Origin of the sequence: Kitasatospora sp. YST-16 (assembly GCF_026802215.1) — a bacterium.
GTDB lineage: Bacteria > Actinomycetota > Actinomycetes > Streptomycetales > Streptomycetaceae > Kitasatospora > Kitasatospora cineracea.
In genome coordinates this window covers 6,850,022-6,869,368 of record NZ_CP113837.1, presented here as the reverse complement: position 1 = coordinate 6,869,368, position 19,347 = coordinate 6,850,022, and the positions used below count along the sequence as shown (strand labels likewise).

Below are 19,347 nucleotides of genomic sequence, written 5' to 3'. Positions count from 1 at the left end.
GAGGCCACCCGCCCAATGGTCTAGACCTTGATTCGGCTCGAACGCCTGTGTAATCGTCAGGAAGCCGAACCGACCCCGTTCGTCGTGGACGGCGTCCTTCCAACCTCCCCTTCGTGGAGCGGCGTTGACCGGATCTTCCTCTCCCCCCGCCCTGCCCTGCGGTGCCCCGCACGACTGGGTGGACCGCTACCTGCTGGCCGGCCCCGACGACCAGGAGTGCCTGCGCTTCGGCACCCCCGTGGACCGCGCCACCCTGCGCGCCCTGGTCGCCGAGCAGGCCGGACGGCTCGCCGCCGCCGGCCTGGCGCGCGGCGGCACCGTCGCGCTGCGGCTGGCGCCCTCGCTCGGCTACACCGCCGCGCTGCTGGCCTGCTGGCAACTGGGCGCCCAGGCCGTCCTGCTGGACCACCGGCTCACCGACCACGAGGTGGCGCTCGCCGTCGAACGGCTGGCGCCCCAGGTGCTGGTGGAGTCGGCGCACGGCCCCGCGGCGGCGATGCGCGGCTTCGCCGAGACCGACCCGGTACCGGCGGCCCGGCCGGACGGCCGCCCGGCCGCGACCGGCCACGCCCTGGTGCAGCTGAGCTCGGGCTCGACCGGCCCGGCCAAGGTGATCGCCCGCACCGCCGCCGACCTGCTGCGCGAACTCGACTGCTACGCGCGGCTGGCGGCGTTCCCGAAGGCCGGGGAGCGGGTCGTCCTGCTCTCCTCGATGGTGCACGTCCTCGGCCTGGTCGGCGGCCTGCTCAACAGCCTGCACGCCCGGGTGCCGCTGACCGTGCCCGTCCGGATGACCACGGCGGGCATCCTGGCCGCGGTCGGCGAGGACGACCGGCCGACCACCGTGATCGGCGTCCCGTTCCACGCCGAGCTGCTGGCCGGTGCGGCCGCTCCCCCGCCGCTGCCGCAGCTGCGCCGGATGATCGTGGCGGGCGAGCTGGTCCGCCCCGGGCTGCCCGCCGCCTTCACCGCCCGGTACGGCGTGCCGCTGGGCACCATGTACGGGATGACCGAGCGCGGGGTGATCGCCACCGACCTGGACGGCACCCTGCACCCCGAGGCCGCGCCCGTCCACGGCACGGAGCTGCACGAGGACGGCGGCGAACTGCACATCGCGATGGCCGCCTCCCCGTACCCCGGCCTCGACGACCCGACCCGCTGGTCGGACGGCCGGCTGCACACCCGCGACGCCGGCCGGGTCGACCCGGCGACCGGCCGGGTCACCGTGCTCGGCCGGCGCGACTCCCAGGTCTCGATCGGCGGCCTCAAGGTCGACCTGAACGAGGTCGAGCACACCCTCGCCGCGCTGCCGGAGGTCCGCGAGGCCGTGGTGGTCTTCGCGGACGGCGCCATCGAGGCGTACCTGGCCACCGAGCGCGCCGACACCGCTGACACCGTCGGGGCCAACGGGGCCGACGGGGCCAACGACCGGGCGGACGCCGTCCGGGAGGCGCTGACCCGCGAGCTGGCCCCCTTCAAGCGGCCCCGGCAGCTCACCTTCCTCCCGGCGCTGCCCCGCACCGCCACCGGCAAGCTCGTCCGCGACACCGCCGCGCTGCGCGCCACCGCGGCCGCCGCCCCCTGATCCACCGCACCGCCCGCACCGAACCCCGACCCAGCACGAGGAGCACACCATGCAGGAGCGCATCCGCGCCTTCGTCCTCTCGACGCTCGCCGAGATGAACTACGACACCGACGGGGTCACCGGCGACACCGACCTCGGCCCGGCCGGCCTCGACCTCGAGTCGCTGGCGCTCGCCGAGCTGTCGGTCCAGGTCGAGGACGAGTTCGGGATCAAGTTCGACCTGGACGAGCTGGAGACCACCGCGCTGATGACCCTCGACCAGTTCACCGCCGACGTGGCCCGCCGGGTCGCCGCCGGTACCGCCACCGCGGCCACCGCCGGCAGCGCCGCGTGAGCACGCCCGTGCTGCCGGGCCGGGCCGAGGTCGTGCAGATGCTCGCGGCCTTCGGCCAGCGCCCCGGGAGCAGCGTGCCCGAGACCCTCGGCTCGCTCGAACTCACCTGGCTGACGGCCGAGTTCGAGCAGCGCTACGGCATCGAGCTGGAACTCTCGGACGAGCAGTTCGCGGCCGTCCGCACGGTGGACGACGCCGTCGCGGTGCTGCGCGCGGCCGTCCTCGCCGCCGCCCCGGCCGGGGCCGACGGGGCCGCCCGGTCATGAGTCCCAGCGCACCGCCGGCCGACCGGCCGGTGTTCACCGGCCTCGGGGTGCTCAGCGCCTTCGGCACCGGTCTCGCCCCGCTGGCGGCCGCCGCCGCCCGGGGCGGGACCGGCTTCGCCGAGGTGACCCGCTTCGACGTCGGCCGGCGCGGCACCCGGCGGGCGGCCCTGCTGCCCGACCCGCCGCCGCTCGCCGACGCGGTGCTCGGCGCCGTCGCCGACGCCTGCCGGCAGGCCGAACTGCCGTCCGGCGCACCGCTGTTGCTCGCCCTGCACAGCGACCTGGACACCCGCGGGACGGCCACCGCGGTGTCGTCCGGCGCCGCCGCCCTCGGCCTGGCCGGGGTGGCCCGGGTCTACACCGGCGCCTGCGTGGCGGCCGCCACCGCGGTGGCCGACGCCGCCGCCCTGGTCGGCTCCGGCCGCCACCCGCGGGTGGTGGTCGCGGCCGGGCACCTGGTGGAGCCGGGCGTCTTCGCGGCCTTCGACGCGGGCCGGGCCCTGGCCCGGGACGGCGAGCTGCGGCCGTTCAGCGCCGGGCGCAGCGGCACCCTGCTCGGGGACGCCGCGGTGGCCGTGGTGGTCGAGGCGGCGGACGCCGCCGCCGGGCGCGGCGCCCGTCCGCTGGCCCGGCTGGCGGGCTGGGGCCGCTCCGGGGACGCGCACCACGTGTGCCGTCCGCGGCCCGACGGCGCGGGCGTGGCCCGGGCCGTCCGGTCCGCGCTGGCCCGGGCCGGGGTCGATCCGTCCGAGGTGGACTACGTCAACGCCAACGGCACCGGTTCGCCGATGTCGGACCTGGCGGAGGCGCGGGCGCTGCGCGAGGTGTTCGGCGCGGGTCTGGACAGGCTGCCGGTGAGTTCCAGCAAGTCCGTGCACGGCCACGCCCTGGAGGCTTCCGCGCTGCTCGAACTCGCGGTCACCGTCGGGGTGTTGGGCGACGGCCAGCTCCCGGTCAACGCGGGCTGGCTGGGTCCGGACCCGGAGGTCGGGCTGGACCTGGTGCTGGGCCCCCGCGCGGACGCCCGTCCCCGCTGCGCGCTGAGCCTGAACTCGGCGTTCGGCGGCGCCAACACCGCACTCCTGGTGGCCGCCGCGTGAGCCCGCTGCGCACCCTCGCCACCGTCCACTGGCCGCCCGGCGAGCCGCCGCCCCCGCTGCCCGGCTTCTCGGCCTCGACCTTCAACCCGCTGGTCGCGGCCGTCGCCGAACGCTGCCTGGCGGCGGGCTACGGCGAGCCCGGGGAGCCGCGCCGCACCGGGTTGCTGCTGGCCAGCGCCGGGGGCGACCGGGCCACCGCGCTGGCCATCGACACCGGTGCCGCGGGGCACCGGATGCCGCCGCTGCTGTTCTTCCAGTCCAACCCGAACGCCGTCCTCGGGCACGTCGCCGCCCGCTGGGGCCTGACCGGCCCGGTCGTCGCGATCAGCCCGCCGGAGGCCGCCGGGCCCGGTGAAGTCCCGCCGGACGCCCTGGAGTTGGCCGCGCTGCTGCTGGCCGACGGCGACGCCGACCAGGTCCTGGTGATCGCCGCGGAGCAGGCCGAACCGGCCCGCGACGCCGACCCGGCCTGCGACGCCGACCGGGCGGGCGGCACCGACCGGGCCACCGCCGTCCTGGTCACCGCCGCCTGAGCCGCGCGCCCCCGCTTTCCGCCCCCCGTCCGTACGCGTCCCCGGACGCCGCACCGCACCCGCACGGCCAGCGCCGTGGTCCGTGGGAGGGATCCACACCGTGAGCATCCGCAGTATCCGCAGCCTCCTGGCGAACGACCCGGACGTCGGCGCCGGAAACGTGCTGACCAGCAGGATCGCCCTGGGCATCGGCCTCGACGACCCGCTGCTGACCTTCGACACCGCGGTGGACGACCACCCCGCCGGGGCGGCGCTCACCCTGCGCGAGGCCGACCGCGCCGTCCGGGCCCGGGCCGCCGCGCTGCACGCCCTGGGCGTCGGCCCGCGGGACGTGGTGGCGGTGTACGTGAGCGCCGCCGCCGACCAGGTGCTGTCGTTCCTGGCGCTGGCCCGGCTCGGCGCGATCCCGGCGCTGCTCAACCCCGGCGTGGAGGGCGAGCGCGCGGCCCGCTACATCGCCCGCCTCGGCGCCGTCGGCCTCCTCGCCGACCCCGCGCACCGGGCCGAACTGGCCGGGTACGACCCGGCGGCCCCGGTGCTCGCCGACGCCGCCGGCCTCGGCTCCGCCGACCCGGACGCGGCGCCCGCCCCCTACCGGCACCACGCGGACGACCCGGTGGCGATCACCCACTCCTCCGGCACCACCGGGATGCCCAAGGCCGTGGTGCACTCGCACGCGAGCCTGTACGCGTCGATCCGGCACCGGGCCGCGCTGCCCCGCCCGCAGGGCATCGACCGGGTGCTCAGCGCGCTGCCCGCCGCGCACGCCGCGACCCTGATCGCGCTCAACCTGGCGCTCAGCTTCGACTCCCGGCTGCACCTGATCTCGCAGCAGACCGGCCCGGCCGTGCTGGACGCGATCGAGCAGTGGCAGCCGCAGAGCGTGTTCGGCTTCGCCACCACCTGGGCCGACCTGGCCCGGCAGGACCTCTCGGCCCGCGACCTGTCCTCGGTCGGCCTGTGGTGGAACACCGGCGACTGCGCGCACGAGGCGCACATCCGCCGCCTGATCGCCCGGGGCTCGCGCGAGAGCGTCACCCGCGAGGGCCGCGGCCGCCTGCCGGGCTCGGTGTTCGTCGACGGCCTGGGCTCCTCCGAGATGGGCCACTCGCACTTCCACATCACCCACGCGCCGGGCACCGAGAAGTACGGCCGCTGCGTGGGCCGCCCGCACACCTTCGTGGACTGCGAGGTGGTCGGCCCGGACGGCGAGCCGCTCGGCCCCGGCGAGGTCGGCGAACTGGCCACCGCCTCACCGACGTTGGCGCTCGGCTACTGGAACGACTCGGTCACCACCCACCGCACCCGGCTGCGCGGCCGCTTCCTCACCGGCGACCTGATGTACCGCGACGAGGACGGCTACTACTACCACGTGGACCGGCTGGTGGACGCGGTCGACCTCGGCGGCGGCCGGCGGCTGTACACCGCGATGTCCGAGGAACGGGTGCTGGCCCGCGTCCCCGAGGTGCTGGACTGCACCGTGGTCGCCTTCCGCGACGGCGACCGGGTGGTCACCGACGTGCTGCTGCTCCTCGCCGACGGCGCCGACCCGGCCGCCGACCGCACCGCCGAGGTGCTGGCCGCGCTCGACGGGCCCACCGCCGCGACCGTCCGCTCGGTCCTGGTGGTCGGCGACGAGGACCTGCCGCTCGGCCCGACCGGCAAGGTCCGCAAGGTCCTGCTGCGCGAGCGCCACCTCGCCGCGATGACCTCGGCGGCCGCCCGATGACCCGGGTCGGACGGCCGGGCGCCGTCGTCACCGGCATCGGGATGGTCACCTCGCTGGGCCGCAAGCCCGGCGAGGTGTTCGAGGCGCTGGCCTCCGGGCTCAGCGGCATCACCGCCGTCCCCGAGGGCCACGTCGCGCACGGCTGGCTGACCGCCGCCGGGATCGCCCCGCACGTCGACGGCCGCGAGGTGCTGCCGCCGACCGAGACCCGCTGCGTCGACCGCTTCGCGCTGCTGGCCCTGGCCGCCGCGGACGACGCGCTGGCCGACGCCGCCCTGGTGGTCGGCCGCGACGTCGACGCCCGCCGCACCGCCGTGGTGCTGGGCACCGGCGGCGGCGGCCTGGAGACCTACGAGCAGCAGGCGGTCCGCCGCCGGGAGCGCGGCCGCCCCGGCGTCAGCCCGTACCTGCTGCCCGGGATGCTCTCCAACATGGCGACCGCCCGGGTGGCGATCAAGCACGGCATCCGGGGCTTCAGCACCGCGATCGTGACGGCCTGCGCGGCCGGCGCCCAGGCGGTGGCCGAGGGACTGCGGCTGATCCGGGCCGGCGACGCGGACGTGGTGGTGTGCGGCGGGACGGACGCCTCGCTGCACCCGACGATCATCTCCGCCTTCGCCAACGCCCGTGCGCTGTCCCAGGGTTGGGACGACCCGGCGCAGGCGTCCCGGCCGTTCGACGCCCGCCGCAACGGCTTCGTGCTGGGCGACGGCAGCGCCGTCCTGGTCCTGGAGAGCGCCGAGCACGCGGCGGCCCGCGGCGCGACCGGGTACGCCGAGCTGATCGGCTGGGGCTCCAGCACCGACGCCCACCACCCGACCATGCCCCGCCCCGACGGCGCGGGCGCCGCCGACGCGATGCGCGCCGCCCTCGCCAACGCCGGGCTGGACCCGTCCGACATCGGCTACGTCAACGCGCACGGCACCGGCACCAAGCTCGGCGACATCGCCGAATCGGCCGCGCTGAACGCGGTGTTCGGCGCGCACCGGCCCGCCGTCAGCTCCACCAAGGGCGCCACCGGCCACCTGCTGGGCGCGGCCGGCGCGGTGGAGGCCGCCGTCACCGCGCTGGCCGTGGCCCGCGGCCTGCTCCCGCCGACCCTCAACCTGGACGAGCCCGACCCGGCCTGCGACCTGGACCACGTCCGCGGCGCCGCCCGGCCGGTCCGGCTGCGGGCCGCGCTCAGCAACGCGTTCGCGTTCGGCGGCCACAACACCAGCCTGGTCTTCGGCCCGACGCCGACCGGCACCGTCAAGTAGGCCCCTCGCGGCCCGCTCCCTCCGCCTTCGACTCCCCCTCAGGAGCCCCGTCTTGTCGATCCAGACGATCACCCACGTCGAGTACCACTGCGCGGACGCCGCGCAGAGCGCCACCGAACTCCAGCGCGGCTTCGGCTTCCGGCGCGACGCCGAGCAGCCGGTGTGGAAGCCCGGGGTGCGGTCCGTCCACCTGCACCAGGGCAGCATCCGGCTGCGGCTGCACTCCAGCGAGAACACCGACCACCCGGTGGCCCGCTACGTCGAACGGCACGGCGAGGGCGTCGCCGTGCTCGCGCTCGGCTGCACCGACCCTCAGGACGCCCTGGAGCGGGCCGAGCGGCACGGCGCCGAGGTGCTGGACCGGGACGGCGCCCTGGTCGCCGGGTTCGGCGACACTGCGCTGCGGTTCGTCCCGCTGCCGGACGGCGCCCCGGGCCCGGCCGGCGGCGAACTGCTGGACGCCCTCGACCACGTCGCGATCTGCGTGCCCGCCGGGCAGCTCGCCGCGTCCGTCCGGTTCTGCGAGGCCGCGCTCGGCATGCGGCTGATCTTCGGCGAGTACATCGAGGTCGGCGAGCAGGCGATGGACTCCAGCGTGGTGCAGAGCCCCTCCGGGGACGTCACCTTCACCCTGATCGAGCCGGACACCGGCCGCCGGCCCGGCCAGATCGACACCTTCCTCGCCGACCACGACGGCGCGGGCGTCCAGCACCTGGCGCTGCGCACCGGCGACATCGCCACCGCCGTCCGCACCGCCCGCGCGCACGGCGTCGAGTTCCTCACCACCCCCGGCACCTACTACGACGGCCTGGCCGAGCGGCTCGGCGGCACCGCGATCCCGGTGGAGACGCTGCGCGAGCTGGACGTGCTGGTCGACCAGGACCACGGCGGCCAGCTGTTCCAGATCTTCGCCCGCTCGACCCACCCCCGGCGGACCTTCTTCCTGGAGCTGATCGAGCGCCAGGGCGCGGGCACCTTCGGCACCGCCAACATCAAGGCCCTGTACGAGGCCGTCGAGCGCCAGCGCGCCACCGCCTCCGCCTGACCCCGCCCCCGACCGCCCCTCCGAGGAGGCACGCCCCGTGACCACCGTGACCGAGTTCGAGCTGACCGCGGCCGAGACCGCCCTGCTGCCCACCCCCGAGGAGGTGGCCGGCTACCGCGAGCACGGCTGGTACCTCTCCGGGAAGCTGTTCACCGACCAGGAGATCGACACCCTCCAGGCCGCCACCGACGCCTACTACGAGGGCCACCGCGACCGCACCCTCGCCGTCCGGCCGCCGAACCTGGCCGCCTGGGAGCCCGCGCACGGGCCGGTCCAGCGGCACAACGACTACGTGCACCACGAGAGCGACGCGATCGCCGCGATCCTGCGCAAGCCGCTGGTCGGCGCCGTGGCCGCGGTGCTCGCCGGGGCCGAGGAGATCCGGATCTTCCAGTCGACCCTGATCCTCAAGCCGCCGGTGCCCGGCGAGCCCTCCAACCAGGTGCCGTGGCACTTCGACAAGCACTACTGGCACACCTCCACCTCGGAGGACATGCTGACCGCCTTCATCCCGTTCCACGACTGCGGGGTGGAGAACGGCACCATCACCATGGTCGACGGCAGCAACCGCTGGCAGGAACTCCCCTCCCGGGAGGACGCCACCCGGCACTTCGCCCAGCGCGACCGCTCCGAACTGGAGTCGATCCTCGCCGCCAACGCCGCCCACAACGGCGCCGAGGTCCGCAAGGTCCCGGTGGTCATCCCGAAGGGGCACGTCAGCTTCCACCACTGCCGCACCTACCACGGCAGCGGCGCCAACCTGGCCGACTTCCCGCGCCGGGCGATCTCGCTGCACCTCCAGGACGGCGCCAACGAGTACCGGCACGCCACCCGCCCGGACGGCACCGCCGCCTCCTACAACCACGACGTGCTGGTCCGCCGCACCGCCGACGGCCGCCCCGACTACGCCGACCCCGAGATCTGCCCGGTGATCTGGCGGGGAGCCCGGTGACCCGGCCGGTGACCCGGCACGATCCGACCGACCTGGGTACCCCCGCCGGGCGCTACCGGATGCTGCGGCTGATCCGCGGCTTCGAGGAGCTCGCCCTCGGCCTGGTGAGGTCCAAGGAGATCACCGGCGGCATCCACCCCTACATCGGGCAGGAGGCGGTGGCGGTCGGCGTCTGCGCCGCGCTGCGCCCGCAGGACCGGATCACCTCCACCCACCGGGGCCACGGCCACGTGCTCGCCAAGGGCGCGGCCCCGGACCGGCTGCTGGCCGAACTCCTGGGCCGCACCGGCGGGTTGAACCGGGGCCGGGGCGGCTCGATGCACGCCGCGGACTTCTCGCTCGGCATCCTGGGCGCCAACGGCATGGTCGGCGCGGGCGGCGCGATCGCGGTCGGCGCCGCCTGGGCCGCCCGGCAGGCCGGCGAGGACCGGGTCGCCGTCGCGTTCTTCGGCGACGGCGCGCTCAACCAGGGCGTCCTGCTGGAGTCCTTCAACCTGGCCGCGATGTGGCGGCTGCCGGTGCTGTTCGTCTGCGAGAACAACGGCTACGCCACCACGCTGCCGGCCGCCACCGCGGTCGCGGGCAGCGCCACCGGCCGGGCCGCCGCCTTCGGGATCCCCGCCGCCGAGGTGGACGGGATGGACACCGAGGCCGTCCGCGCGGCGGCCGCCGCGGCCGTCGAGCGGGCGGCGAACGGCGGCGGCCCCGGCTTCCTCGAGTGCCGCACCTACCGCTTCGAGGGCCACCACACCATGGAACGGCTGATGAGACTGCGCTACCGCACCCCCGAGGAGGTCGCCGACTGGCGCACCCTCGACCCGCTGCCGCGCGCCGCCGCCCTCCTGCCGCCCGGCCTGGCCGGGCAGTTGGACGCCTCGGTCGCCCACCAGCTGGACGCCGCACGGGAGTTCGCGCTCGGCTCCGAACACCCTTCGCCGGAAGGCGCGTCGGACCACCTGTACGCGGACGGGCTGCGCCCCAGGGCGGGGGCGTCGGCATGAGGCTCTCCTACACCAAGGCCCTCAACCGGGCGCTCACCGACGCGCTCGCCGCCGACCCGGCGGTCTGCGTGTTCGGCGAGGACATCGGCGCCGGCCTGGCCGGCCCCACCCTCAACCTGCTGGACCGGTTCGGCTCCGGCCGGATCGTCGACACCCCGCTCTCCGAGCAGGCGTTCACCTCGATGGCGATCGGCGCCGCACTGACCGGGCGGCGGCCGGTGATCGAGTTCCAGATCCCCTCGCTGCTGTTCCTGGTCTTCGAGCAACTCGTCAACCAGGCCCACAAGTTCTCGCTGATGACCGGCGGCCAGGCCAGTGTCCCGCTGACCTGCCTGGTGCCGGGCTCCGGCTCCCGGGACGGCTGGGCCGGGCAGCACTCCGACCACCCGTACGGCCTGTTCGCGCACGCCGGGGTGAAGACCGTCGTCCCGGCCACCCCCACCGACGCCTACGGGCTGCTGCGCTCGGCGATCGCCGACCCGGACCCGGTGGTGGTGTTCGCCCCGGCCGCCGCCCTGCCGGTGCGGGAGACCGTCACCTGGGAGCTGGCGCCGATCCCGCTCGGCCGGGCCCGGATCCACCGCGAAGGCACCGACGTCACCGTGGTCGCCGTCGGCCACCTGGTGCACGACGCGCTGGCGGTCGCCGAGGAACTCGCCCCGGAGGTCTCGGTCGAGGTGTTCGACCCGCGCACCCTGCACCCCTTCGACTGGACCGCGCTGGCCGCCTCGCTGGAGCGCACCGGGCGGCTGGTCGTCATCGACGACTCCAACCGCAGCTGCGGCATCGGCGCCGAGATCCTCGCCACCGCCGCCGAGGAGATGCGCCTGCTCGCCCCGCCCCGGCGGATCACCCGGCCGGACGGCACCGTGCTGCCGTTCGCCCCCGCGCTCGACCGCGCCCTGCAACCGCACCGCGACCAACTCCGCGACGCCATCCGCGCGGTGACGAAGCAGCGGATCCCGACGCCCCCGCACGACGAGGACCGGGGCCGTTGAACCTGACCGCCGAACTCACCTCCCTCAGCCCAGCGCTGCGCTCCGCCCTGGCGGCGTCCGGCGACGACCGGATCTTCTACGACCTGGCCGGCATCACCCGCTGCTACCGCGCGCTGCAGGACGAACTCCCGGGCGTGGCAATCCGGTTCGCCATGAAGGCGTGCCCGGTGGACGAGGTGCTGGCCGAACTCGCCACGCTCGGCGCCGGTTTCGACGCCGCCAGCCCGAACGAGATCGTCCAGGCACTGCGCACCGGCACCGCGGTCGAGCAGGTGCACTACGGCAACACCGTCAAGTCGGACCGGGGCATCGCCGAGGCCCACCGCCTGGGCATCCGGGACTTCGCCACCGACAGCCTGGCCGACGTCGCCGCGATCGCCGAACACGCCCCGGGCGCCCGGGTGTTCTGCCGCCTGGCGACCAGCGGCGAGGGCGCGCTCTGGGGCCTGAGCCGCAAGTACGGCTGCTCGGCCGCGGACGCCGTCCGGGTGATGTCCGCCGCCCGGGACGCCGGACTGACCCCGGCCGGGCTCTCGGTGCACGTCGGCTCGCAGCAGCTGACCTCCGGGGCCTGGGCCGCCGCCTTCGACCTGCTCGCCGACGTCATGGTCGAGCTGGAACGGGACGGCATCCGGCTCGGCCACGTCAACCTCGGCGGCGGCCTGCCCGCCCTCGGCTACGCCGACCGGTACGGCACCGCCCTGGAACCGCCGCTCGACGACATCTTCGGCACCGTCCGGCAGGGCATCGACCGGCTGCGCCGACTGCACGGCGGCCGGCTGGACTTCGTCCTGGAGCCCGGCCGCCACCTGGTCGCCGACCAGGGCGCGATCCGCACCCACGTCTACCGGCTGACGGACCGTCAGCAGCCGGACGGCGAGCGGGAGCACTGGCTCTACCTGGGCTGCGGCAAGTTCAACGGCCTGTACGAGATGGACCAGGTGCAGTACCGGCTGGTCTTCCCGACCCATCCGGACGAGGACCGCGTCCCCGCCGTGATCGCCGGCCCGACCTGCGACAGCGACGACACCTTCCCGCACGGCGGCGCCACCGGCCTGGTGCCGGTGCCCCGGGCGGCGGCCTCCGGCGACCCGGTGTGGATCCTCTCCACCGGTGCGTACGCGGTCAGTTACCTCACCCAGGGGTTCAACGGCTTCGACCCGCTGCCCTGCACGGTGCTCCCGGCCGGGGCCTGACCCGGCCGGGCTCAGGGTCGGCGCCGGTCGCCGGTGCCCGCCCGGCAGATCAGGATCTGCTTGGGCGAGGCGCCGGTGAACGGGGAGCGGTCGTAGTCCCCGTGGCGCTCCAGCACGTCGAGGCCGGCCAGCCGGCACAGGGCGAGCAGTTCCTCGGGGAAGAAGCAGCGCATGCTGACCTTCTTGGTCCGGACGGTGGCGCCCTCGCGCAGGTAGTCGAGGGTGAAGTGGAGCACCTGGGTGGCGGCGTCGTAACCGGTGGCCGCGCGCACCTCCAGCTCGGCGCCGTCCAGGTCGGTGACCGACTTGTGCCGGTAGGGCGCGTCGGGGCGCCGGGCGAGCTTGGCCGGGGAGGGGTTGAAGACGTCCAGCACCAGCGTGCCGTCCGGGCGCAGCGCGTCCCGGGCCGAGGTGAGGAAGGCGAGCACGGAGTCCAGGTCGTGCAGGTGCTGCATCGCGTTGGTGGCGGAGAAGACCAGGGCGAAGCGGCGGTCGGTGCGGATGTCGCGGCAGTCCTGTTCGAGCCACTCGACGGGCAGGCCCTCGGCGGCGGAGCGGCGGCGGGCCAGGGCGAGCATGCTGGGCATCACGTCGAGGCCGGTGACGTCGACGCCCGCGCGGGCGATCGGCAGGGTGATCCGCCCGGTGCCGCAGGCCACCTCCAGCACCGGGCCGCCGGCCCGGACGGCCTGCTCCAGGAAGAACGGGACGTCGTGGTCGCGGGTGGCGAACTCGCGGTCGTAGAACTCCGCGTCGTCGTACACGGCCAGGTCCTGCAGCGGTTTCATCGGGCGTTCTCCGGGGCGGGGACGGCGGCGGGGGCGGCGATGGGTGCGGTGGCGGGCGCGAAGGGGGCGGCGAGGCTGGTGAGGACGGAGCCGGTCCAGGGGGTGTCGCCGAAGACGGTGGCCGGGATCGCGAGCAGCCCGTGTTCGGCCAGCAGGGTCTCGGCCGGGGTCTCCACCGGGAAGAAGTAGTTGCCGGGGCTGGTGCGGGCGGCCTCGGGGATCCCGGCGCGGACGGCGTCGGGCAGGCGGGCCAGGAGCCGTTCGGCGCGGTCGGCCAGCGCGGCGGCGACCTGCCGGGGGGTGTCCGGGTGGTCGGACAACAGGCTTTCGGCCAGCCGGAGTTGATCCTGACTGGGCGGGTCGCCCCGGAAGGCTTCGGCCGCGGCGGTGTCGTCCGGGCCGAGCAGGACGATGCCGAAGCTGCGGGGGTGCAGCCAGCCCTTGGTGACCGAGTGCAGCAGGACGGCCCGGCCGGTCTCCAGCAGCCGCCGGGTGCCGGGGGCGAACGGGGTGTCCAGGTCGTAGACGGCGTCGATCAGCAGGCGGCGGTGCGCGGAGCGCTCCAGCCAGCCGGTCAGATCGGCGCACTCGGCGTCGGTGAGGTGGCGGCCGAGCGGCTTGCTGGGGTTGGCCAGCAGCAGGTACTCGGGGCGCTCGCCGTCCGGCGGGTCCGACGGCAGGTCGGGGGCGGGCAGGGTCGGGTAGCTGCCGGGGTCGAGTCCGGCGGCGCGGGCCAGCTCGAAGTAGACCGGGTACACGTCGGCGGGCAGCCAGAGCCGGGCGCCGGTGGCGCGCAGGTGCCGGAACAGCAGTTCGAGGCCGTGCCGGACGCCGCGGCCGACCATGGCGCGGCGCGACCACGGCTCGGGCAGGCCGTAGCGGCGCAGCCAGGCGCGGGCCAGGTCGCACCGGTACGCCGTACGGGTCTCGTCCCCGTCCGCCGGTTCGGGGCGCAGCGGGGCGAGGGCCCGGTAGACGTTGGTCTCGGCGGCGTCCAGCAGGGACGGGTCGGCGGCGAGCTGCTGCTGCCGGTACGCCTGGAACTCGTCGAACCTCATGCCGGCGCGCCTTCCGCAGTGGGACGAGCCGTCATCGGCAGGGCCGTCACCGGGAGGGCGCCGGGCCGGAGGATCTCGCTGGCCCGGTCCTCCAGGGAGGCGTAGCAGCGGCCGTCGGCCAGGACGTTCCAGCTGCGGGCGACGCCGTGGGTGCGTTCCCAGAGCAGGCTGGGTTCGGTGTAGGCGGCGATCCGCAGCGGGCGGCCGTCCCAGCTGCCGTCGAAGACCGGGGCGCCCCAGGGCAGGCTGCTCGTCCCGGTGAAGCCGTGCCGTTCGGCGAAGCCGGTGACGACGGAGAGCGAGACCTGGTGGTCGCGGCTCCAGCGGTTGGCGGCGTGGTCGTGGTAGAGCGATTCGGTGCTGGTGGAGACGTAGAGCTCCTTGAAGCAGACCTCCTCCACGCCGTGGGCGACGGCCCAGGACAGGTAGGCGCCGACGCCCTCCTGGTCGGCGACGCCGCCGTGCTGGAGCACGCAGATCAGCCGCAGCCGCAGTCCGGGCCAGCGGTCGCGGCCCGCGCGCCAGGTGTCGGCGACCTCGGCGACCGGGGTGCGCAGGGACATCAGCCGTTCGCTGATGTCGTCGTCCTGGTGGTGCCGGGAGACGGCCAGCACGCTCAGTCCGGCGGCGGCCAACTCGGCCAGCCGGTCGGCCCGTTCGGCGGGGGCGAGCTTGGCCAGGGTGTGCGCGTTGCTGATCAGGACGGTCTTGGGGAAGGCGGCGGCGCAGGCGGCGACCAGACGCAGCTGCTGGTCGAAGGGGAGCAGGGTGGGTTCGCCGCCGCCGGTGATCACGGCCCGTTCGGCGCCCGCCGTGCGGCCGCGCTCCAGCCAGGCGGTGACGGTGTCCCACGGGACCCGGGCGGGGGGCTGGTCGCTGGAGATGGAGGCGGCGGAGAAGCAGAACGCGCACTTGGCCTGGCAGGCGGCGGCCACCGGCAGGACCGAGACCGAGCGCGGCCGCAGGTCGGCGTAGGCGGCCAGGTCGGGGTTGAGCCGCAGCGAGGCGGCCATCGCGTCCTCGACGGTGGTCGGGCGCAGGGTGATCCGCCCGTCCGGTTCCGTGGCGGGCTCGTGGACGGCCGCCAGCCGGATCCGGTCCCGGTGCAGTTCCGCGCCGAGGCCGGTGGCGGTGTTGGGCCGCAGCTCGGCGGGGTCGACCGCGGTCTCCAGCACCAGCAGCCGGTCGCCCGGTATCGCCAGCCGCTCCAGCAGGCGGCCCGCCTTGGCGGTGCCGATGCCCAGTTCCGCGCGGGTCAGCAGGTGGAACCGGTCCGGGAAGGTGCTCTCCGGGATGCCGGCCTTGCCGTAGGCGAGCGCGTACTTGTCGAATCCCCGGGCGAAGTTCGACAGCACGATGACGTGGAAGCGCTGGTCGGTGCGGTTCATCCCGCCATCATGCCTCCGACCGCGCCGCCCGGGGAACGGCATTTGTCCTGCTGGCGCCGTTGCCGGGCCCGCCGCGGGCGCCGTTGCGGGCGCCCGCGGCGGGTGTCGGGTTCCGGCCGGACGTCAGGAGACGTTGACGTTGACGTCGTCGAGCACGAACGAGGTCTGCTTGGTGTAGTCCTCGGTGCCGGTGAACTTCAGCGTCACGCTCTGGCCCGCGTAGGCGGCCAGGTTGACGGTGCGCTGCTGGTAGCCGGCGGCCGCGTTGGTGTTGTTGTAGCCGGCCACGGTGGTGCCGTTGGCGGTGACGGTGAGGGTGTCGAAGACCGTGGTGGTGGAGGAGGCGCTGTCGATGTGCAGCCAGAAGCTCAGGTTGTAGTTGCTGCAGCCCGCGGGGAGGGTGACGGTCTGGGCGAGGGTGTCGGTGTTGGCGGCGCCGTAGCCGTCGAGCCAGGCGTCGTAGCTGCCGCTGTGGGCGGGCTCGCTGGAGCTGGAGTTGATGGTGCTGCTGCCGCCGCTGTTGGTCTCGGTCCAGCCGGAGGTGGAGCCGGTCTCGAAGCCGGGGTTGGTGATCAGCTGGGCGGCGGTGCAGCCGGTGCCGCCGCCGGCCGGGTTGACCGTCCAGGTGAAGGCGGCGGTGGCGGACGGGCCGGTGGAGTCGGTGGCCTTGGCGGTGACGCTGTAGCTGCCCGCGGTGGTCGGGGTGCCGCTGATCAGGCCGGTGGTGGCGTTGACGGTCAGTCCGGCGGGCAGGCCGGTGGCCGAGTAGGCGAGGGTGCCGCCGGCGGTGTCGGTGGCGGCGAGCTGCAGGCTGGTGGCGGTGCCGGCGGTGGCGGTGCGGGTGCCGGGGTTGGTGAGCGAGACGCTGCCGGTGGTGCCGCCGCCGCTGCCCTGGGCGAGCCAGGCGGTGGCGTTCAGGGCGAGGGCGGCGTCGGTGCCGGCCGGGTCGTCCCAGCCGTTGTAGAGGGTGTTGCCGGACTGGCCGGTGCCGTCGTCGATCGGCGAGGAGTCGCCCCAGATGGCGACCCGGCCGCTGCCGAAGGTGGAGGTGGCGAAGGCGGCGCCGGTGCTGCCGCTGTAGCCGGTGCGGTAGAGCAGGCCCTTGACGTTGGGGTTGTCGGCGGGCTTGAGGGTGAAGGTGGTGCCGTTGCGGATGATCGAGCCGGTGACCTTCCCGAACGGGCCGTTGAGCACCGGGTCGGTGCTGTCGGTGATGGCGCGCGGGTTGTCGGTGGTGATGTTCAGCAGGTCGACGGAGAAGCCGAACGGGTCGGTGCTGTCGACGCTGTTGGTGGTGAGCAGGTCGTTGATGATGGCCGGGGAGTCCCAGCCGTCGTTGTTGCGGTCGCTCTGGGTGTGGTCGGAGATCAGGAACAGGCCGCCGCCGTTCTGGACGAACTTCATCACGGCGGTCTTCTCGGCGTCGCTGAGCCGGATGTTGGGCTCGGGCAGCACGAACTCGTCGAAGTTGGCGAGGTCGAGCGCGCCGCCGGTGCCGTAGGTGATGGTGTTGCCGGCCGGGAGGGTCTTGAGGCTGTAGTTGCCGGTCTTCTGCAGGGCGACGCCCCAGGCGGAGATGGCGCCGGTCCAGGAGGTCTCGGTGCTGGGGTTGGCGTTCTGGGCGAGCGGGTCGGGCTGGCTGGTGGAGATGATCCAGTCCGCGTTGCCGGCGGTCTCGCCCTTGGTGTTGTCGAACAGCACCCGCTTGGGGGTGGCGACGGCCGCGGTGGTGGCGGTGGTCGCCGCGGCCGCGCCGGGCGACGGGACGGTCGCGGCCATGGCGGCGAGCACCAGGCCGGTCGCGGCGAGGGCGGCCGGACGGGCGGCCTTCGAAGCCCTGATCATCTGTTGATCTCCTCGTACCGTGGTTGGGGCGTCACTGGGGTGCGCCTACGCGCGTAGGCACGACACGTGCACGTGCCGGTGCACCCGGGTGCTACGCGCGTAGGTGCGCGGGACACCGTCCCATGGTGGGGTAATCGGAGCTTGAACGGAACACGTCGAGTCGGCGCGGTGTCAGCTGACCCGGAATCAACACATCCCGGAGCGACGGGGCGCGGACGGCGGAGTGCCCGCCGCGGGTGCTCAGGCACACCTGCGACGGGCACTCCTGGGGCGGCCGGTCCACCAACCGTCCGCCCCGGCTCGGAAGGCGGCCGGGTCAGCCGGTCGCGGTGAGGCGGAAGGACTGGGCCGGGCCGCCGGTGCAGGTCCACTGCTGGAGGCGGGCGCCGTCGGCGGTGGAGACGTCGGTGACGTCCAGGCACTTGCCGCTGTTGCGGTTGACCAGCGTCCAACTGCCGTCGGTCCGCTGGACGGGCTTGAACTGCTGGTTCGCGCCGCCGGACCACTGCCAGGTCTGCAGCTCGGCCCCGTCCGCGGTGGCCGCCCCGGTGACGTCCAGCACCTGGGCGGCCGCGGCGGCGTTGCGGTTGGTGACCCGGTAGTAGCCGCTGTCGGTGGGGGTGAACTGCCACTGCTGGTTGGCGCCGGTGCCGCAGGTCCACTGCTGGACGGCGGTGCCGTTGGCGGTGCCCCAGCCGGTGGCGTCCACGCACTTGCCGGAGTTGGCGTTGGCCAGCGCGTACCAGGCCGCGCTGTCGACCGTGCCGCCCGTGCTGCCGCCGCCGGTGGGCGCGCCGGGCCAGGTGAAGGTGGCGACCGCGCCGGCCGGGAGGTCGTAGACCAGGGAGCGGCCGCCGTCGCTGATCGAGAAGTGCTGGGAGCCGCCGGTGGCGTTGAGCACCACCGCGCCGCGCGAGCCGTCCGGGTTCAGGAAGGCGACGTCCTGCAGGCCGCCGCTGCCCTGGCTGGTGGAGCCGATCCGGTGGGCGCCCGGCTGGGCGAACTTCGAGACGTGCCCGAGCACGTAGTACTCGGCGTTCTTGCGGTACGTGCCGCCGCTGACCTCCAGCACGCCGTTGCAGGTGGTGGAGCAGTTGCCGTACTGCGGGCCGCCGTTGGCGTCCAGCGCGACGTTCCACAGCACGGCGGTGCGGCCGCCGCTGCGCAGGTTGCGGATGACCAGGTTCTCGGTCTGCCACTTCAGCGTGTTGCTGAAGGTCTGCGCGGGGGTGGCGGAGTCGGTGCCGGTGCACTCGGTGAAGAACACCGCCTTTCCGGTGGCCGCGACCTGCTGCTCGGCCTCCGGCTGCCCGCCGTAGCAGTGGAACGCGGCGCCCTTGAGCCGGGCCACCGAGGCGTCCTGGGAGAGCACGCCCAGCGGGAAGGCGGTGTCGTCCCAGTTGTGGTCGTAGGCGTAGAGCTCGGTGGGCAGGCCCGCGGCGGTCAGCTTGCCGTCCAACACCTTGACGAAGTCGGCCTGTTGGGCGGCCGTCATCCCGGTCGAGGGGTAAGTGGTCTGGAACTTGGGCTCGTTGGCCACCGTCAGGTCGCTGATCGGGGCGCCGGCCGCGCCGTACGCCTGGATCGCCTTGACCAGGTAGTCGGCGAAGTCGCCGTAGTTCTCCGGCTTCAGGCTGCCGCCGTTCAGCGAGTTCGAGGTCTTCATCCAGGCGGGCGGCGACCACGGGGTGCCCATGATCCGGATGTTCGGGTTGACCGCGCGGGCCTGGGTGATCGCGGGCAGGATCTCCTGCTGGTCGCGGGCGATCGAGAACGCGCCCTTGGTGTCCTCGTACGAGTAGAACGGCAGGTGGGAGACGAAGTCGGAGGCGCCGAGCGGCTGGCGCAGGTAGTTCAGGCCGATGCCGCCGCCCGCGGTGGAGAACAGGTCGTTCATCAGCGCGGCCCGGGTGGTGGCCGACAGGCCCGCCACCAGGTGCGCGGAGGACTCGGTGAACGCGGCGCCGAAGCCGACCAGCGGCTGCTGCACGTCGGCCGCGTCGATCGAGATGTCCTGGGCCTGCGGGGAGGTGGCGGAGAACGGGACGGACGCGGCCTGGGCGAGGCGGCTGCTGCCGTCGGCGGTGGTGATCCAGACCTGGGCGGTGGTGTCGGCGGCCCGGGCGGCCGTCCCGCCGACGGTGGCCAGGCCGGCGGCGGCCAGGGCGAGCGCCACGGCGGCGCGGGCGGAGCGGGCGGCGCGGTGCGGTCCGTGCATGGGGCGGCTCCTCGGGTGGGGGTCCTGCGGTGGGGGTGGCGGTGCGGGGGTG

At 74.9% G+C, this 19,347-nt stretch carries 17 protein-coding genes; 12 read left to right on the top strand and 5 right to left on the bottom strand.

Annotated elements, in window-relative coordinates:
• Positions 1-124: 124 nt before the first annotated feature.
• The 12 genes from OU787_RS30895 (at position 125) to OU787_RS30840 (ending at position 11,998) form a co-directional block, all read left to right on the top strand.
• A complete protein-coding gene (locus OU787_RS30895) occupies positions 125-1,585 on the top strand; it encodes a class I adenylate-forming enzyme family protein (RefSeq protein WP_268661330.1) in 1,461 nt (486 codons plus the stop codon).
• Between the two features lie 49 nt (positions 1,586-1,634).
• Positions 1,635-1,919, top strand: coding sequence for an acyl carrier protein (locus OU787_RS30890; RefSeq protein WP_030463834.1), 285 nt, complete (start codon positions 1,635-1,637; stop codon positions 1,917-1,919).
• Positions 1,916-2,185, top strand: coding sequence for a hypothetical protein (locus OU787_RS30885; protein ID WP_030463833.1), 270 nt, complete (start codon positions 1,916-1,918; stop codon positions 2,183-2,185). Before OU787_RS30890 ends, OU787_RS30885 begins: the two co-directional genes overlap by 4 nt.
• Positions 2,182-3,285 (top strand): beta-ketoacyl synthase N-terminal-like domain-containing protein, encoded by a 1,104-nt coding sequence (locus OU787_RS30880; RefSeq protein ID WP_268661329.1) that lies wholly within the window; start codon positions 2,182-2,184, stop codon positions 3,283-3,285. The genes OU787_RS30885 and OU787_RS30880 overlap by 4 nt, the downstream gene beginning before the upstream one ends.
• On the top strand, positions 3,282-3,818 hold the full coding sequence (locus OU787_RS30875; RefSeq protein ID WP_268661328.1) for a beta-ketoacyl synthase N-terminal-like domain-containing protein: 537 nt from the start codon (positions 3,282-3,284) through the stop codon (positions 3,816-3,818). The genes OU787_RS30880 and OU787_RS30875 overlap by 4 nt, the downstream gene beginning before the upstream one ends.
• Before the next feature lie 100 nt (positions 3,819-3,918).
• On the top strand, positions 3,919-5,547 hold the full coding sequence (locus OU787_RS30870) for a class I adenylate-forming enzyme family protein (protein ID WP_268661327.1): 1,629 nt from the start codon (positions 3,919-3,921) through the stop codon (positions 5,545-5,547).
• Positions 5,544-6,806, top strand: a complete 1,263-nt coding sequence (locus OU787_RS30865; protein WP_268661326.1) for a beta-ketoacyl-[acyl-carrier-protein] synthase family protein — start codon at positions 5,544-5,546, stop codon at positions 6,804-6,806. Before OU787_RS30870 ends, OU787_RS30865 begins: the two co-directional genes overlap by 4 nt.
• A 52-nt stretch (positions 6,807-6,858) precedes the next feature.
• The gene (gene hppD / locus OU787_RS30860) at positions 6,859-7,851 is read left to right on the top strand and encodes a 4-hydroxyphenylpyruvate dioxygenase (protein ID WP_030463829.1); all 993 of its coding nucleotides are present in this window, start codon (positions 6,859-6,861) and stop codon (positions 7,849-7,851) included.
• Between the two features lie 37 nt (positions 7,852-7,888).
• Positions 7,889-8,803: a phytanoyl-CoA dioxygenase family protein gene (locus OU787_RS30855; RefSeq protein WP_268661325.1), complete on the top strand. Its 915-nt coding sequence runs from the start codon at positions 7,889-7,891 to the stop codon at positions 8,801-8,803.
• The gene (locus OU787_RS30850) at positions 8,800-9,804 is read left to right on the top strand and encodes a thiamine pyrophosphate-dependent dehydrogenase E1 component subunit alpha (protein WP_268661324.1); all 1,005 of its coding nucleotides are present in this window, start codon (positions 8,800-8,802) and stop codon (positions 9,802-9,804) included. The genes OU787_RS30855 and OU787_RS30850 overlap by 4 nt, the downstream gene beginning before the upstream one ends.
• Positions 9,801-10,802, top strand: a complete 1,002-nt coding sequence (locus OU787_RS30845; RefSeq protein ID WP_268661323.1) for an alpha-ketoacid dehydrogenase subunit beta — start codon at positions 9,801-9,803, stop codon at positions 10,800-10,802. The genes OU787_RS30850 and OU787_RS30845 overlap by 4 nt, the downstream gene beginning before the upstream one ends.
• On the top strand, positions 10,799-11,998 hold the full coding sequence (locus tag OU787_RS30840) for a type III PLP-dependent enzyme (RefSeq protein ID WP_268661322.1): 1,200 nt from the start codon (positions 10,799-10,801) through the stop codon (positions 11,996-11,998). The genes OU787_RS30845 and OU787_RS30840 overlap by 4 nt, the downstream gene beginning before the upstream one ends.
• Before the next feature lie 11 nt (positions 11,999-12,009).
• Here OU787_RS30840 and OU787_RS30835 read toward each other — a convergent pair whose 3' ends face one another.
• The 5 genes from OU787_RS30835 to OU787_RS30815 form a co-directional block, all read right to left on the bottom strand.
• Positions 12,010-12,786 carry a class I SAM-dependent methyltransferase gene (locus OU787_RS30835; protein WP_268661321.1) on the bottom strand — a complete coding sequence of 259 codons (777 nt, stop codon included), beginning with the start codon at positions 12,784-12,786 and terminating at the stop codon, positions 12,010-12,012.
• Positions 12,783-13,844: an aminotransferase class I/II-fold pyridoxal phosphate-dependent enzyme gene (locus OU787_RS30830; protein WP_268661320.1), complete on the bottom strand. Its 1,062-nt coding sequence runs from the start codon at positions 13,842-13,844 to the stop codon at positions 12,783-12,785. Before OU787_RS30830 ends, OU787_RS30835 begins: the two co-directional genes overlap by 4 nt.
• Complete coding sequence (locus tag OU787_RS30825) at positions 13,841-15,232, bottom strand: radical SAM protein (protein WP_051817950.1); 1,392 nt, start codon at positions 15,230-15,232, stop codon at positions 13,841-13,843. The genes OU787_RS30830 and OU787_RS30825 overlap by 4 nt, the downstream gene beginning before the upstream one ends.
• A 123-nt stretch (positions 15,233-15,355) precedes the next feature.
• Positions 15,356-17,077, bottom strand: coding sequence for a putative Ig domain-containing protein (locus OU787_RS30820; RefSeq protein ID WP_030463821.1), 1,722 nt, complete (start codon positions 17,075-17,077; stop codon positions 15,356-15,358).
• 316 nt (positions 17,078-17,393) lie between these two features.
• Complete coding sequence (locus OU787_RS30815) at positions 17,394-19,295, bottom strand: RICIN domain-containing protein (RefSeq protein ID WP_030463820.1); 1,902 nt, start codon at positions 19,293-19,295, stop codon at positions 17,394-17,396.
• Positions 19,296-19,347 lie beyond the last annotated feature (52 nt).

Coding starts and splice junctions, on each gene's coding strand:
- OU787_RS30825 (WP_051817950.1), bottom strand. CDS start 15,232: ATGAACCGCACCGACCAGCGCTTCCACGTCATCGTGCTGTCGAACTTC.
- OU787_RS30845 (WP_268661323.1), top strand. CDS start 9,801: ATGAGGCTCTCCTACACCAAGGCCCTCAACCGGGCGCTCACCGACGCG.
- OU787_RS30890 (WP_030463834.1), top strand. CDS start 1,635: ATGCAGGAGCGCATCCGCGCCTTCGTCCTCTCGACGCTCGCCGAGATG.
- OU787_RS30865 (WP_268661326.1), top strand. CDS start 5,544: ATGACCCGGGTCGGACGGCCGGGCGCCGTCGTCACCGGCATCGGGATG.
- OU787_RS30830 (WP_268661320.1), bottom strand. CDS start 13,844: ATGAGGTTCGACGAGTTCCAGGCGTACCGGCAGCAGCAGCTCGCCGCC.
- OU787_RS30815 (WP_030463820.1), bottom strand. CDS start 19,295: ATGCACGGACCGCACCGCGCCGCCCGCTCCGCCCGCGCCGCCGTGGCG.
- OU787_RS30835 (WP_268661321.1), bottom strand. CDS start 12,786: ATGAAACCGCTGCAGGACCTGGCCGTGTACGACGACGCGGAGTTCTAC.
- OU787_RS30820 (WP_030463821.1), bottom strand. CDS start 17,077: ATGATCAGGGCTTCGAAGGCCGCCCGTCCGGCCGCCCTCGCCGCGACC.
- OU787_RS30880 (WP_268661329.1), top strand. CDS start 2,182: ATGAGTCCCAGCGCACCGCCGGCCGACCGGCCGGTGTTCACCGGCCTC.